The sequence below is a fragment of the Micromonospora sp. CNZ295 genome, assembly GCF_004217535.1.
Map to the genome: position 1 here is coordinate 4,574,495 of NZ_SHKZ01000001.1, position 12,838 is coordinate 4,587,332.

General features: G+C 73.8%; 13 protein-coding genes. 6 read left to right on the forward strand and 7 right to left on the reverse strand.

The annotated features are described in order from the left end of the window. Positions 1-27 precede the first annotated feature (27 nt). Positions 28-702 (reverse strand): TetR/AcrR family transcriptional regulator, encoded by a 675-nt coding sequence (locus EV376_RS21450; protein WP_486482743.1) that lies wholly within the window; start codon positions 700-702, stop codon positions 28-30. A gap of 55 nt (positions 703-757) precedes the next feature. On the opposite strand from EV376_RS21450, the gene EV376_RS21455 reads away from it, so the two are divergent. Further along, positions 758-1,618 (forward strand): alpha/beta fold hydrolase, encoded by an 861-nt coding sequence (locus tag EV376_RS21455; protein WP_486482744.1) that lies wholly within the window; start codon positions 758-760, stop codon positions 1,616-1,618. Here EV376_RS21455 and EV376_RS21460 read toward each other — a convergent pair. Then, entirely contained in the window at positions 1,596-2,432 is an 837-nt protein-coding gene (locus EV376_RS21460) for a helix-turn-helix transcriptional regulator (RefSeq protein WP_130325938.1), read from the reverse strand. The genes EV376_RS21455 and EV376_RS21460 overlap by 23 nt on opposite strands. A 131-nt stretch (positions 2,433-2,563) precedes the next feature. Here EV376_RS21460 and EV376_RS21465 point away from each other — a divergent pair, with 131 nt between their 5' ends. The 3 genes from EV376_RS21465 (at position 2,564) to EV376_RS21475 (ending at position 5,929) form a co-directional block, all read left to right on the forward strand. Then, positions 2,564-2,956, forward strand: coding sequence for a nuclear transport factor 2 family protein (locus EV376_RS21465; protein WP_130325940.1), 393 nt, complete (start codon positions 2,564-2,566; stop codon positions 2,954-2,956). A gap of 162 nt (positions 2,957-3,118) precedes the next feature. Then, positions 3,119-4,903 carry a hypothetical protein gene (locus EV376_RS21470; RefSeq protein WP_130325942.1) on the forward strand — a complete coding sequence of 595 codons (1,785 nt, stop codon included), beginning with the start codon at positions 3,119-3,121 and terminating at the stop codon, positions 4,901-4,903. An 18-nt stretch (positions 4,904-4,921) separates the two neighbouring features. Then, the gene (locus tag EV376_RS21475) at positions 4,922-5,929 is read left to right on the forward strand and encodes a glycosyltransferase family 2 protein (RefSeq protein ID WP_486482745.1); all 1,008 of its coding nucleotides are present in this window, start codon (positions 4,922-4,924) and stop codon (positions 5,927-5,929) included. 22 nt (positions 5,930-5,951) lie between these two features. Here EV376_RS21475 and EV376_RS21480 read toward each other — a convergent pair whose 3' ends face one another. From EV376_RS21480 to EV376_RS21490, 3 genes are all read right to left on the reverse strand, one after another. Further along, a complete protein-coding gene (locus EV376_RS21480) occupies positions 5,952-7,148 on the reverse strand; it encodes a sigma-70 family RNA polymerase sigma factor (RefSeq protein WP_130325946.1) in 1,197 nt (398 codons plus the stop codon). 11 nt (positions 7,149-7,159) lie between these two features. Then, positions 7,160-7,501: a YciI family protein gene (locus EV376_RS21485; RefSeq protein WP_130325948.1), complete on the reverse strand. Its 342-nt coding sequence runs from the start codon at positions 7,499-7,501 to the stop codon at positions 7,160-7,162. Positions 7,502-7,711: 210 nt separating this feature from the next. Continuing rightward, the gene (locus EV376_RS21490) at positions 7,712-9,097 is read right to left on the reverse strand and encodes an FAD-dependent monooxygenase family protein (RefSeq protein WP_130325950.1); all 1,386 of its coding nucleotides are present in this window, start codon (positions 9,095-9,097) and stop codon (positions 7,712-7,714) included. 345 nt (positions 9,098-9,442) lie between these two features. On the opposite strand from EV376_RS21490, the gene EV376_RS21495 reads away from it, so the two are divergent. Both EV376_RS21495 and EV376_RS21500 read left to right on the forward strand, forming a co-directional pair. Continuing rightward, a complete protein-coding gene (locus EV376_RS21495) occupies positions 9,443-10,432 on the forward strand; it encodes a hypothetical protein (protein ID WP_130325952.1) in 990 nt (329 codons plus the stop codon). 56 nt (positions 10,433-10,488) lie between these two features. Beyond that, positions 10,489-10,983: a VOC family protein gene (locus tag EV376_RS21500; protein ID WP_130325954.1), complete on the forward strand. Its 495-nt coding sequence runs from the start codon at positions 10,489-10,491 to the stop codon at positions 10,981-10,983. Between the two features lie 16 nt (positions 10,984-10,999). Here the strand turns inward: EV376_RS21500 and EV376_RS21505 are convergent, their stop codons facing one another. Beyond that, positions 11,000-11,644 (reverse strand): response regulator transcription factor, encoded by a 645-nt coding sequence (locus tag EV376_RS21505; RefSeq protein ID WP_130328785.1) that lies wholly within the window; start codon positions 11,642-11,644, stop codon positions 11,000-11,002. After that, positions 11,641-12,744 (reverse strand): histidine kinase, encoded by a 1,104-nt coding sequence (locus EV376_RS21510; protein WP_207228250.1) that lies wholly within the window; start codon positions 12,742-12,744, stop codon positions 11,641-11,643. The genes EV376_RS21505 and EV376_RS21510 overlap by 4 nt, the downstream gene beginning before the upstream one ends. Between the last annotated feature and the right edge of the window lie 94 nt (positions 12,745-12,838).

Consider the following 12,838-nt stretch of genomic DNA (forward strand, 5'->3'; position numbering starts at 1 on the left):
GACCCGACGTCGATGCCCGGGTGCGGCTCAGGCGGACCCGGGAAGCAGGAGACCGCGCAGCAGGCTCCGCTGGGCGCGCTCGAAGAGGTCCACGGCCGGGGGCGCGGTCGGTGGCTGGGCGAGCGCCGCAACCAGGTGCGGGTACGGGGTGATGTCGAGACCGGCGAAGGTGAACGCCTCGCCGGCCGTGCGCTTGCGGGCGAACAGGATGGAGATGCCGTTCATGACGGCGACCGCCTCGAGTTTGGCGCTCGGCGGCGCGGGAACCGGCGCCATGATCCGCAGGCAGGCGTCGAAGAAGGCAAGCGCCTCCGGACCGATGGCGGACGCGCGCTGGCTCAGCTCGGACAGCCAGGGGTGGCGCTCGTGCACCGCCCGTTGCGCGCGGGCTATCCGCACCATCGCGTCCAGCCAGTCGCCGTCCGGCTCCGGGTACGGGCGCAGCTCGGCCGCCACCCGGTCGGCCATCAGGTCGAGCAGGTCGTCGCGGGACGACAGGTACCGGTAGAGGGAGGCGGCTCCGGTCCCGAGTCGGGTGGCGACCGCCCGCATCGACACGGCCGCCAGCCCGTCCGCGTCCGCGATGGCCACCGCCGTGGCCACGAGCTCGTCCCGGCTGTGGGCGGGTGCCGGCCCCCGGGTCCCCCGTGCGGGCCGTCGCCAGATCGAGTCCCGTTGGCTGTGGGGGGTCGCGTCGCTCACCGGTTCACTGTAATCTGCAAACAGCGTTCGCAGTTTTGACACGGGAGGCCGAATGATGACCAGACATGTCACCGCGCCGGACGGCGCCACCATCGTGCTGCACTCCACCGGCACCGGCCCGGACGTCGTGGTGGTGCACGGGGGCGGGGTCACCATCGAGCCGTACCGGAGGCTGGCCACCGCCCTCGCCGACCGGTTCACCGTGCACCTCTACAACCGGCGGGGCCGGGCCGACGCGCCCGACCGGCGGCAGCCGTACACGCTGGAGCAGGAGATCGACGACCTCGGCGCCGTGCTCGCCCACACCGGCGCCCGGGCGGTCGTCGGGCACAGCTCCGGCGGGTTCTTCGCGCTCCAGGCGGCCCGGAGCCTGCCGATCGAACGGCTCGCGCTCTACGACCCGGCCGTCTCCGTCAACGGGGCCATGACGGGTTCCTTCGTCCCGGCCGCGCGGGAGGCGATCCGCGCCGGCAACCTGGCCCGGGCACTCGCGATCGTCGGCGCCGCCGCCAACCCGCAGCTCCCGGCGTCCCGGCTGCCGCTCGGCGCGCAGACCGCGATCTGCCGGCTGTTCCTGCGCACCGGCGTCGGCCGGCAGATGGGCGAGCTGCTCGACATCACCCTCGACGAGACCGCCATGGTGGCGGCGCACGACGGCCCGCCCGAGCAGTACGCCGGGATCGACACCGACATCCTCTTCGCCTACGGGCAGGCCGGGCCGCCGTACTACGCCACCATCGCGGCGGCCCTCTCCCCCGTGCTGCCCCGGATGCGCGTGCTCCCCGTCGCGGGCTGCGGCCACGACGGCATCAACCGCGCGCCGTCCCGGCTGGTCGAGCCGCTCGCCGCGTTCCTGGCACCGGCGGCGGAACGGCCGGCTACGGAACGGCCGGCTACCGGACGGCCGCCGGCGTGACGGCCGGCGACGCAGCCGCTTCGGGGGCGGTGGACGCCATCGCGCGCAGGATCTCGGCCGTCACGGCGTCCGCCGGGAAGAACGTCTCGATGGAGATCTCGTCGAGCGTGACGTCGCGGGCCGAGCCGAACACCGTCGTCGCGTAGAACAGGGCCAGCTCGCCGTACTCGGTGGACAGCCGCAGGGGGATCACCAGATCGTCGCCGGGCCCGCCGCCGGCGCCCGCCGCCGTCCCCACCGGCACCGGGTAGCTCTCCAGCTCGGCCAGGAGTTCCGCCAGGCCCTCGGCCGCGGTGCGGTGGAGCTGGCGGCGGACGCGGCGCAGCACCTGCGTACGCCACTGCGCCAGGTTCCGGATCCGCCCGGACAACCCGTCCGGGTGCAGCGTCGCCCGCAGCACGTTGACCGGCGGCGTACGCAGCGCCTCCGGGACGCCGCTCAGGAACGCCGCCATGGCGCCGTTGGCGGCCAGCAGCTCCCAGCGCACGTTGACGGCGAGCGCCGGGTTCGGCTCGTGCCCGGCGAGCACCGCCGCCACGGCGGCGCGGGCCGCGCCGAGGTCGACGAACGCGCTCTCCCGGTGCACCGGCGCGAACCCGGCGGCCAGGTACAGGGCGTTGCGCTCGCGCAGCGGCACGTCGAGCTCGTCGCACAACCGCTCGATCATCGCCCGGCTGGGGTTGGCCCGACCGGTCTCGACGAAGCTCAGATGGCGGGTGGAAACGTCGGTCGACGAGGACAGGTCCAGCTGCGAGCGGCCCCGCCGCTCGCGCCAGCGTCGGATCAGCACGCCCACCGGCTCGCTCCTGGTCACGAGCCCCAGCCTGGCGCAGGTCGCCGCCGGCCGGCAATGACCTCGTAGGTAATCGACACGCCGCGACGTCCCGGCGCACCGTGGTGTGGCGGCAGTCGCACCACGACCACGACCTTGAGGAGGCACGGCACATGACGTCCAGCACCACGTACGAGGACGCCGTCGACCGCTACGTGCGGTTCTGGAACACGACCGCGGAGGAGCAGCGCCGGCTGGCGGTGGAGACCTTCACCGACGACGTGCGGTACCACGCCCCGGTCGGCGTCCTCACCGGACCGCAGGCGCTGATCGACTTCCACGAGCAGTTCACCGGGCGCATGGGCGGCGCGCTGTTCCAGCGGCGCACGGAGCCGCAGATCCACCACGACCGGGCCCGGCTCACGTGGGAGATCGAGCTCGACGGCGGCCGCCCCTTCGCCGCCGGGACCGACATGCTGGTGTTCGACCCGGACGGTCGGATCAGTTCGGTCACCGCGTTCCTGGACCGGGCACCCGAGGGCTTCGACCCGCACGCCCACCACTGACGCCCGGTCCGCCCGGGCAGATCCACGGGGGGTGCCGGGGACGCGGGGCGGACCTCCGTCCCGCCTCCCCGGCACGGACGGGGGGCCGGCGCGTCGTCCGGAACCGCCCACATCCCGGACCGGGATCGACACGGCGATGGCGATAGTTGAATATCTGTCCTTATGACCACCGGGTCCACGGACGCCCGACCGTCCCCCGACACCACCGACCACGATGAGGTTCCCGCCAGCGGGGGCCGCCGCCGGTGCGGCGGCTGGCGCTGGCTGCGGCACGAATGGACCCTCGCGGTGCTGGGCGGGCTCCTGCTCGCGGTGGTGCTGACCTGGCCGACGATGCGCCACCCGGCGAGCACCATCCCCAATGACATCGCCGACCCCACGTTGCAGGCCTGGCAGCTGGCCTGGGCCGGGCACGCCCTGCTCACCGATCCGCTGAGTCTGTGGCACTCGAACACCTTCTTCCCCGAGCGGTACACGTACGCCTACAGCGACACCCTGCTCGGGTACGCCCCGATCGGGATGCTCGGCTCCGGCTTCGAGGCGGCCCTGATCCGGTACAACGTGATGTACGTGCTGGTGCACGCGCTGGCGTTCGTCGGGGCGTACGCGCTGGTCCGCCAGCTCGGCGCGGGTTACCTGGGCGCGGCGGTCGCCGGGGTCGCCTGGGCGTTCGCGCCGTGGCGGTTGGCGCACGCCGGTCACCTCAACATCCTGTCCAGCGGTGGGATCGCGCTGTGCCTGGCGATGCTGGCCCGCGGCCACGGCTGGTCGTTGCGGCACGGGTACCGGCCGGAGCGGCGGCGGCCGGGCTGGGCGCTGGCGGGCTGGCTCGTCGCCGCGTGGCAGGTCAGCCTGGGCTTCGCCATCGGGCTCCCGCTGGTGTACTTCCTGCTGGCGGCGGTGCTCGTCGGCGCCGGCGGCTACGCCTGGTCATGGTGGCGACGCCGGGAGCGGCCGCCGTTCGGCCGGCGACTGCTGGTCGCGGATCTGGCCGGTGGCATCGTGTTCGGTGCGGTGACGCTGCTGCTCGCCCTGGTCTACCTGCGGGTCGTCGACCTCAACCCGCAGGCCGAGCGGTCGCTGGACTGGACGGAGATGTTCTCGCCGCCGCTGATCGGGTTCGCCACCGCCCCGGCGGACTCGTGGTTGTGGGGCGAGCGCCACGCGGCGGCCCGGGAGCAGCTGTCCTGGCCGCCGGAGATGGCGCTGCTGCCCGGCATGACCCTGCTCTGGTTGGCCGCGGCGGGGCTGTTCGTCTCGGTGTACCGGACCCGGTACCGGGTCGCGTTGGGGCTCGGCGTGCTCGGCACGGTGCTGCTGGGCCTGGGCGCCACCCTGGGCGGCGACGGCGACCCGGGCTACCTGACGCTGTCCAAGCACCTGCCGGGTTGGGACGCGCTGCGCACCCCGGGCCGGATGATGCACTGGACGAGCCTGCTGCTGGCGGTGCTGGCGGCGGGCACGCTGACGGCGTTCGCGACGGCGGTACGGCGGTGGTCGGCCCGTGGGTGGCGCCGGTGGTTGGCACCGGTGGTCCTGCTGGTCCCGCTGGCGCTGGTCAGCCTGGAAGGGGTCAACCGCACGCCGCACCCGGTGGTACCGCCGCCGCCGGCCGCGCTGCGTACCGCCGCGGAGCCGATGCTGGTGCTGCCCGCCGGCGGCGGGCTCGACCTGGTCTACATGCTCTGGACGACCGACGGGTTCCCCCGGGTCACCAACGGCCTGGCCGGGTTCGAGCCGGCCACCCAGGCACAGACCCGGGCCGTCACGGCCACCTTCCCCGGCGCGGGCAGCGTGGCGTACCTGCGCGGCCTCGGGGTGCGGACGGTGGTCGCCCTGCCGGGCTGGGCGGGCGGGACGCCGTGGGAGGGCATCGCGGCCCGGCCGATCGACGGGCTGGGCATCACCCGGGAGGATGTCGATGGCGTGCTGGTCTACCACCTCTGACCGGGCGGGGTGATCGCCGTGCGCCTGTCGCTGGTGGTGCCCTGCTTCAACGAGGAGGAGTCGGTCGAGCGGTTGCACACCGCGGTGACCGCCGCGGTCGCGGAACTGCCCGACGTCGAGATCGAGGTGGTGTACGTCGACGACGGCAGCGAGGACGGCACCCTCGCGGCGCTGCGCCGGCTCGCCGCCGCCGACGCGTCCGTGCGGTACCTGTCGCTCAGCCGCAACTTCGGCAAGGAGGCGGCGATGCTGGCCGGCCTGGAACGGGCCACCGGAGACGCGGTCGTCATCATGGACGCCGACCTGCAGCACCCGCCGCGGCTGCTGCCGGAGATGGTGGCGCTCTACCGGCAGGGCTTCGACCAGGTGATCGCCCGTCGCGACCGGCGCGGCGACCGGCTCCTGCGGATGCTGGCCTCCCGCTCCTTCTACCGGGTGGTCAACTGGTGGATCGACGTGCGGCTGCTCGACGGTGCCGGGGACTTCCGGCTGCTGTCCCGGCTCGCCGTGGACGCCGTGCTGGCAATGCCGGAGTACAACCGGTTCTCCAAGGGGCTGTTCTCCTGGATCGGGTTCCGGACGGTGGTGATCGCCCACCGCAACGAGACCCGGCAGGCGGGCCGGAGCCGGTGGACCCTCGGCAAGCTGTTCAACTACGCGTTCGACGGCTTGCTGTCATTCAACAACCGGCCGCTGCGGTTGGCCATCTACGGTGGTCTGTTCCTCACCCTGATCGCGCTGGCGTACATGACCTGGGTGGTCGCGGACGCGGTCAGCAAGGGCATCGACGTTCCCGGCTACACCACCATCATCGTCAGCGTGATCGGCCTCGGCGGCATCCAGATGATGATCCTGGGCGTGATCGGCGAATACATCGGACGGATCTACTACGAGACGAAGCGCCGGCCGCACTATCTCGTCCAGGAAACCGAGGACCTGGTCGCGAAGGGCGGCGAGGAGCCGCACCGGGTCGCGCCCCGGCGGGCGGTCCACCCGCTCGAGCAGCCCCGCGAACACAGACCCTGACCGTCGACGGCGTACGGCCGGGTCAGGTCCAGATGAGGCGTCGCCGCAGCAGCGACCGTTCGGCCGGGTTGGCGGTGCGGGCGAGCGCCCGCTCGTCGGCGGCCCGCGCCGCGTCCGCCTCGCCGAGGTCGCGCAGCAGTTCGGCCCGCGTGGCGTGCAGCAGGTGGTAGCCGTCCAGCTCCGCGCCGAGCACGTCGACCTCGCCGAGCGCCGCCGCCGGCCCGACGACGTAGCGCAGCGCGACGGCCCGGTGCAGCCGGGTGACCGGTGACGGCGCCAGGCGCAGGAGCAGGTCGTAGAGCACCAGGATCTGCGTCCAGTCCGTGTCCTCCCACCGTTCGGCCTCGGCGTGACAGGCGACGATCGCCGCCTGGAGCTGGTACGGTCCGGGCCGCCTCGACGCCGCGGCACGGGCGATCAGCCGGCCGGCGTCGGCGATGGCGTCCCGGTCCCACCGGGACCGGTCCTGGTGCTGCAGCTGGATGATTTCCCCGTGGTCGCCGAACCGGGCCGCGGCCCTGGCCCGGTGCAGGCGGATCAGGGCCAGCAGACCGGCCGCCTCGGGTTCGGTGGGCATGAGGGTGTGCAGCAGGGCAGCGAGGAACTCGGCGTCGTCGGTGAGATCGCGGGACCAGACCCGTTCACCGTCGGTGGCCAGGTAGCCCTCGTTGAAGAGGAGATACACCACGGCGAGGGCCTCGGCGAGGCGGTCGCCGAGCTCGTCCGGGGACGGGATCCGGTACGGGATCCCCGCCTGGCTGATCTTGCGTTTGGCCCGCGTGATGCGTTGCCCGACGGTGCTCTCCGGGACGAGGAACGCCTTCGCGATCTGGGCGGTGGTGAGCCCGCACACCACCCGCAGGGTGAGGGCGACCTGCGCGGCCCGCGGCAGGGCCGGGTGGCAGCAGGTGAAGATCAGGCGCAGCCGGTCGTCCGGCGCCGGTTCGGGTGGGCCCGGCACGAGGGCGAGTCGCTGCCGGTGGCGGTGCTGGCGACGCAGGTGGTCCAGGCCCCGGCGGCGGGCGACGGTGTACAACCAGGCGTCCGGCCGATCCGGGATGCCGTCGACCGGCCAGTGGGTCAGCGCGGCCTCGACCGCGTCGGCGACGAGATCCTCGGCGGCGGAGAAGTCACCGACGAGGTGCACGAGGGACGCGGCGAGCCGGCCCGCGTGGTCGCGGACCACGCGGGCGAGCTCCCGGTGGGTTGGCGGAGGCACGCCGGCCCGGCCTACCCGGCGACGGGTCGGATCTCGACCACCGGGCAGGCGGGCCAGGACTTCGCGATCCGGAGTGCCTCGTCGAGGTCGACGGCCTCGATCTCGGCGTAACCGCTGACGATCTCCTTGCCCTCGACGTACGGCCCGTCGGAGACCAGCGGTTCCCCGCGGTCCAGCCGCACGGTGGTGGCGGTGTCCGGGGGCATGAGGTGGGCGTGATGGGTGATCTTGTCCTGGTGATCGGCGAACCACTGCCGTACGCGGGCGTAGGCGGCGTCCATCTCGCGTTCGCTCATCGCGGCCAGATCAGCGGCGAACTGTTCGGTGTCGGCGAACATCAACACGTACTTCATCGGTTGCGCTCCTCCTGACTCGGGCGCTCGTTCGGCGGTAGATGCTGCTATCAACCAGACGACCGGCGCACGGTTGGATCCGACAAACCCTCCGACAATCTTCGGTGCGCTGCCGTCCTGGTTGCCAGGTCTGCCCGGTCAGGTCGGGACGCTCAGGCGTCGAGCGTCGCCGCCCGCCACCGGCGTGCCCGCCGCCACCCGGAAGCGCTCCTAGCGTCGCCGGCGCGCGCGCCGGTTGGCGCGCACCGCGCCCAGCAGCACACCGGGGCTGGCCAGCGCCCGCGGGTGCTCGCGCATCGAGACGACGTCGTTGAACCGGCGGGCGACCGGCACGTCGGTGACGGTCGCCGCGACGATCTGCCGGCTGACCCACCTGGACAGCCGGTAGCCGCGCGGGTAGGGGCCGGCGACGTGCGGCAGCGCCAGGTCGGCGGAGGTCGACATCGACCACGCCGCGTCGACGACGACCTTCTGCAGCTCGAAGAACCGACGGGCGGGCGCGCCCAGGTCCGGGCCGGACCGCAGGTAGCTCGACAGGCAGGCCGCGTGCAACGCCGCCGCCGTCATCCCCTGCCCGTAGACCGGGTTGAACGACGCAACCGCGTCGCCGACGCTGACCAGCCCGGCCGGAAACCGCTTGAGCGCCGCGAAGTCCCGGCGCCGGCTGTCGGCGTGCCGGTAGGTCCGCACGTCCCCCACCAACTCGCTGCCGGCGACCTCCCCGAACTCCGGCGGGAACGCCTCCCGCAACCGGCGGACGAAGTCCTCCGGGGTACGCCCCGGCCGGCTGTCCCCGTACCCGGCCATCATGGCCATCCACCGGCCGTCCTCGACGGCGAAGAACGCCGCGCCGGCGACCTCCGCCGGTGTCCCCGGGCTGTTCAGGGCCAGGACCACGGTGAACTCCGGGTCCGGCTCGCGGCGCCGGAACAGGGCCGTCGCGTAGTTCAGGTTGACCGTCATCCGCCGGGTCGCGGGCCGCTCCCAGCCGGCCTGCTCCAGCCACTCGGACAGCCGGCTGGACCGCCCCATGGCGTCCACCACGAGGTCGCCGCACTCGACGCCGGGCGCGCCGCCGACGTCGTAGCGGACCCCCGTGGTCACCGCGCCGTCGACCACGAGACCCGTGGCGCGGGCACGCATGGTCTTCACGTTGGGCAGCCGGAGGACCTGCTCGCGGATCAGCCCCTCCAGCAGGGGCCGGGTGCCGGCGAGGCTGTCCGCGTCGTCGGGCACCACGACCTTGAGGCGGCCGTCGAGGTAGTTCCGCCGGGCGGCGGGCGGCGCCCCGACCGCTCCCCGGGCGAGGGCCCGCTCGCGGAACCCCGGGAACAGGTTCTCCAGCTGGTGCAGGCCGCCGGGCAGTAGCGCGTGCAGTTGGGTCCCCTGTGGCACGCCGGGCCGGTCGCCGGCCACGTGCAGGTCGTCCCGGTCGATCACGACGACGCTCTCCGCGTAGGCGGACAGCACCCGCGCGGCCAGCAGCCCGGCGACGCTGCCGCCCAGCACGACGGCCTTGCCGAGGACCGGGGAAGCCTGATCGGCGGGCCGCTCCGCGTTCAACGCGGCGAAGACCCGAGCCGGGGAGCGGGACATCGAGCTCTCCAAGGGGTACGAGGTGCCTGCGCCCATGCCTGCCATGGGGTGTGCGCGGGCGGACCGGCGGGCGGGCCGCGGCGGCGCCCGTCGATCGTTGCACAGGTGGCACACGCTGCGAGGACAGGCGCCGCAGCGGCAGCCGGCCCGGCAACTGTCGGATCGGTGACGCGGGCGCGGTCAGAGCCTCTGGCGGCCGCCGTTGACACCGGTCCCACGCAGAGTACAGTTCCCACCACATAGGGCTGAGGGGACGACCGGGTGGGTTCGAATCCTGGCTATGTCCGACAGCGGTCAGCGACCTCGCGCCGCGAGGGGCGGCACTGGGTGGTCGCGGCAGTCGGCATGCCCGCCCTCCTGGCGCTGGGAGTGCTGACCTTCCAATTGAGCCGGCGCCGCGACGCCTGCGTCGACCGGTTCGGGCCGACGTCGACCCGCCGGGTCGGCGGCGTGGCCGGACCGTGTACCGAGATCGCCGAGTGGACGAGTCTGCTCGTGCTGGTCTGCGGCGCCGCGCTCGTGGCGACCGTCGTCGTGGGCATCGTCCTCGGGATCGTCGACGGCCGTCGGCGACGGCGCTTCGCGTACGGCCGATGGGTGTCTGTCGTCGTGGTCGGCCTCACCGCGCCGTGGGCGCTGCTCGCCTACGCTCCCGCCTACGGCCTGGGCCGGCTGCTGCCGGCCCACCGGCCGCGCGTACGCCGGCCGCCTCCCGCCGCGGTGGCGCTGCAGCGGGGTTGGGTCGAGGCGATCCGTCTCTATCAGCGACTCGCCAGCGGCGAGCCACCGCCGACCGTGGTCGCGCCCGGATTCATCGGACCGGGCGTCGTGCACCTGGACGCACCGTTCACCTACTCCCGCTACTACGGCACCACGGTCGCCTACGGGCAGAGCCACACGTTCGCCTGGGGCTCACCACTCCTCGTCGCGGGTGCGCTGGTCGGCAACCTCGTCGGCAACAGCGTGGCCCGGTCCCGCGCCGCCGGCCTGGCACAGCCGCAATGGCGCGAGTTCGCGTCCGCCCGGGTCATCGTGACACCGACGACCACCTGGTGCTGCGTGGGCGGCCGGTGGCTGGCGTTCGACCACAACGCGACCATGGAGTACTTTCTCGACGGTCCGAACAGCGTCCTGACCTTCGCCGGGGTGGAACCGTTGCGGCTGTCCGGCCCGTCCGTCTGGTGCCACGCCGTGATGTTCGCCTACGCCCGGTACGGGCCGGGCCAATGGCAGACGGCGCCGTTCCTCCGTCCGCTGCACCAGGCGGTGGCCAGCATCGCCAGGACGGCTACGGCTGCTCCGGCGGCCGGGTCCGGGCCGAGCGGTCGGAGCTGAGTGGTCCGGACCGAGCAGGTTCTTCGCCCGACGGCCGCTGCGGTTACTGTTGCCGCATGATCGACGACGGCGACGGACCGCCTTCCGCCGCATCGCCCCAGCCGCCCGTCGTACGCCAGTTGCGGCTGGTCGTCGAGGCGGAGGACTACGACGCGGCGGTCCGGTTCTACCGGGACGTGCTCGGGCTGCCCGAGCAGGCCGCGTACTCCAGCGGCGGCGACGCGCGCGTGGTGATCCTGGACGCCGGGCGGGCCACGCTGGAGATCGCCAGCCCGGCGCAGAAGCAGATGATCGACGAGGTCGAGGTGGGCCGCCAGGTGGCGCCGCGGATCCGCGTGGCGTTCGAGGTGGACGACGCGGCCGCCACCACCGGTCGCCTGGTGGCGGGCGGCGCGGTGCCGGTGGCGCCGCCGACCACCACGCCGTGGCAGTCGGTCAACGCCCGGCTCGACGCGCCCGCGGACCTGCACATCACCGTCTTCCAGGAGCTGCGCACGCTGGAGGAGCGCGCCACGCTCGACGGCTTCGGCACCGAGGGGACCACGGCCTGACCGGAGCCGGCACGGCTCAGCGCAGCACACCCTCGTGCAGGGCCCGCAGCACCGCGTTGGTGCGGTCCCGGGCGCCCAGCTTGAGCAGGATCGCCGAGACGTGGTTCTTCACCGTCCCCTCGGCGAGGAACAGCAGGCCCGCGATCTCCCGGTTGGTGCAGCCCTCGGCCATCAGCCGCAGCACCTCCAGCTCGCGTTCGGTCAGCTCCTGCGACGGCGCGACGCCGGCGGCGACCGGCGGCGGCGCGGCACGGACGGCCCGCAGCAGGCGGTCGGTGATCGACGCGGCGATCAGCGTCCCGCCCGCGGCGAGCGTCTCCACCGCCCGGGTCAGTTGCTCCAGCGTGACGTCCTTGAGCAGGTAGCCGCGCGCCCCGGCGCGCAGGGCGTCGAGCAGCAGCGTGTCGTCGTCGAACGTGGTGAGCACGAGCACCGGCACGTCCACCCCACGCTCGCGCAGCTGTCGCAGGGTCCAGATGCCGTCCCGGTGCGGCATGCGCAGGTCGAGCAGGGCCACGTCGGGTCTGGCCTCGGCGATCACGTCGAGGGCCGCGGCGCCGTCGTCCGCCTCCCCCACCACCTCGATGCCGGCCATGTCGAGCAGGCTGCGGATGCCCTGCCGGACCAGGGTCTGGTCGTCGACGACCACGACCCGGGTCACCGGACCGGAACCCACGCGGTCACCCGGAAGCCCGACCGGCCGTCGTAACCGGCCCCTCCGCCGAGGGCCGCGAACCGCTCCACGAGCCCGCGTAGCCCGTTGCCGGCGACGACCTCGGTGGCGCCCTGCCCGTCGTCGGTCGCGGTGAGCCGGATCGTGTCGCCGTCGCGCGCGACGGTGACCGACAGCTCGCGCGCCCGGGCGTGCCGCAGCGTGTTCGTCACGATCTCCTGCACCGCCCGGACGAGCGCGGCGGTCTGCTCCTCGTCCGCTTCCACGTCGTCGGCCACCTCGACCGTGACGTCGAGGCCGGGGACGTCGCGGCCGACGTCCCGCAGTGACTGGGCCAGGTCGGTGGCCGGCCCGGCGCGCAGCGTGCCGACGGTGGTGCGGACGTCCGCCAGCAGGTCGCGCGCCACCCGGTTGGCCCGCTCCACGTGCTCGCGGGCCGCCTCCCCCGGGCGGTGGCGGGCGGCCTCCAGCTCCAGGGCGAGGACGGTGAGCTGGTGACCGAGGAGGTCGTGCAGCTCCCGCGAGATGCGCAGCCGTTCCGCCGTGCGGGCGGACCCGGCCAGCAGCACTGCTGCGGCCTGCAGGTCGACGTGCGCCTGGGCGAGTTCGCGGCGCAGGCGCTTCTCGCGGTGGATCGCGGTGAGGCTGAACACCGACGCGAGCTGGATCAGCCCGTAGAACGCCCCGGTCACGACGAGTTCGACCGCGTCGCCGTGCACCCGCCCCCTGGTCAGGGCGATCACGCCGGTGTTCAGCGCGACCACCACGAGACTGGCCGGCAGCCGGACGACCTCCGGCCCGAGCGCGGCGATCACGACCAGCAGGATCGGCAGCATGCCCGCCCGCGGGGCGGTCAGGACGATGCCCCAGCCGGCGACCACGGCCACACCGAAGGCCACCCGCCGGGCGGTGGCCCGACCCTCCGCGGCGGCGGCGAAGGCGGCCACCAGCGTCGCCAGGAACAGCACGACCCAGGCCGGCGCCGGGATGTCCGGTTCGACGAGGCCGAGCACGACGGGTGCGGCGGTGCCCAGGCACACCACGAGCATCACGACGCCGGACAACTCGTCGAGTCCGATCCGGCGCATGCGTCCGAATCTACCCACCGCGAAACGCCGGCCCGGAGTGCCGGAAGTCATGGCCCGCGAAGCTGACCGTCGGCACAGGCGCGGGACCGGGCGC

Excerpts from the sequence above, each read along its gene's own strand:
- EV376_RS21455 (WP_486482744.1), top strand. The coding sequence starts at position 758 with ATGACCAGACATGTCACCGCGCCGGACGGCGCCACCATCGTGCTGCAC.
- EV376_RS21465 (WP_130325940.1), top strand. The coding sequence starts at position 2,564 with ATGACGTCCAGCACCACGTACGAGGACGCCGTCGACCGCTACGTGCGG.
- EV376_RS21470 (WP_130325942.1), top strand. The coding sequence starts at position 3,119 with ATGACCACCGGGTCCACGGACGCCCGACCGTCCCCCGACACCACCGAC.
- EV376_RS21485 (WP_130325948.1), bottom strand. The coding sequence starts at position 7,501 with ATGAAGTACGTGTTGATGTTCGCCGACACCGAACAGTTCGCCGCTGAT.
- EV376_RS21490 (WP_130325950.1), bottom strand. The coding sequence starts at position 9,097 with ATGTCCCGCTCCCCGGCTCGGGTCTTCGCCGCGTTGAACGCGGAGCGG.
- EV376_RS21495 (WP_130325952.1), top strand. The coding sequence starts at position 9,443 with ATGCCCGCCCTCCTGGCGCTGGGAGTGCTGACCTTCCAATTGAGCCGG.
- EV376_RS21500 (WP_130325954.1), top strand. The coding sequence starts at position 10,489 with ATGATCGACGACGGCGACGGACCGCCTTCCGCCGCATCGCCCCAGCCG.
- EV376_RS21510 (WP_207228250.1), bottom strand. The coding sequence starts at position 12,744 with ATGCGCCGGATCGGACTCGACGAGTTGTCCGGCGTCGTGATGCTCGTG.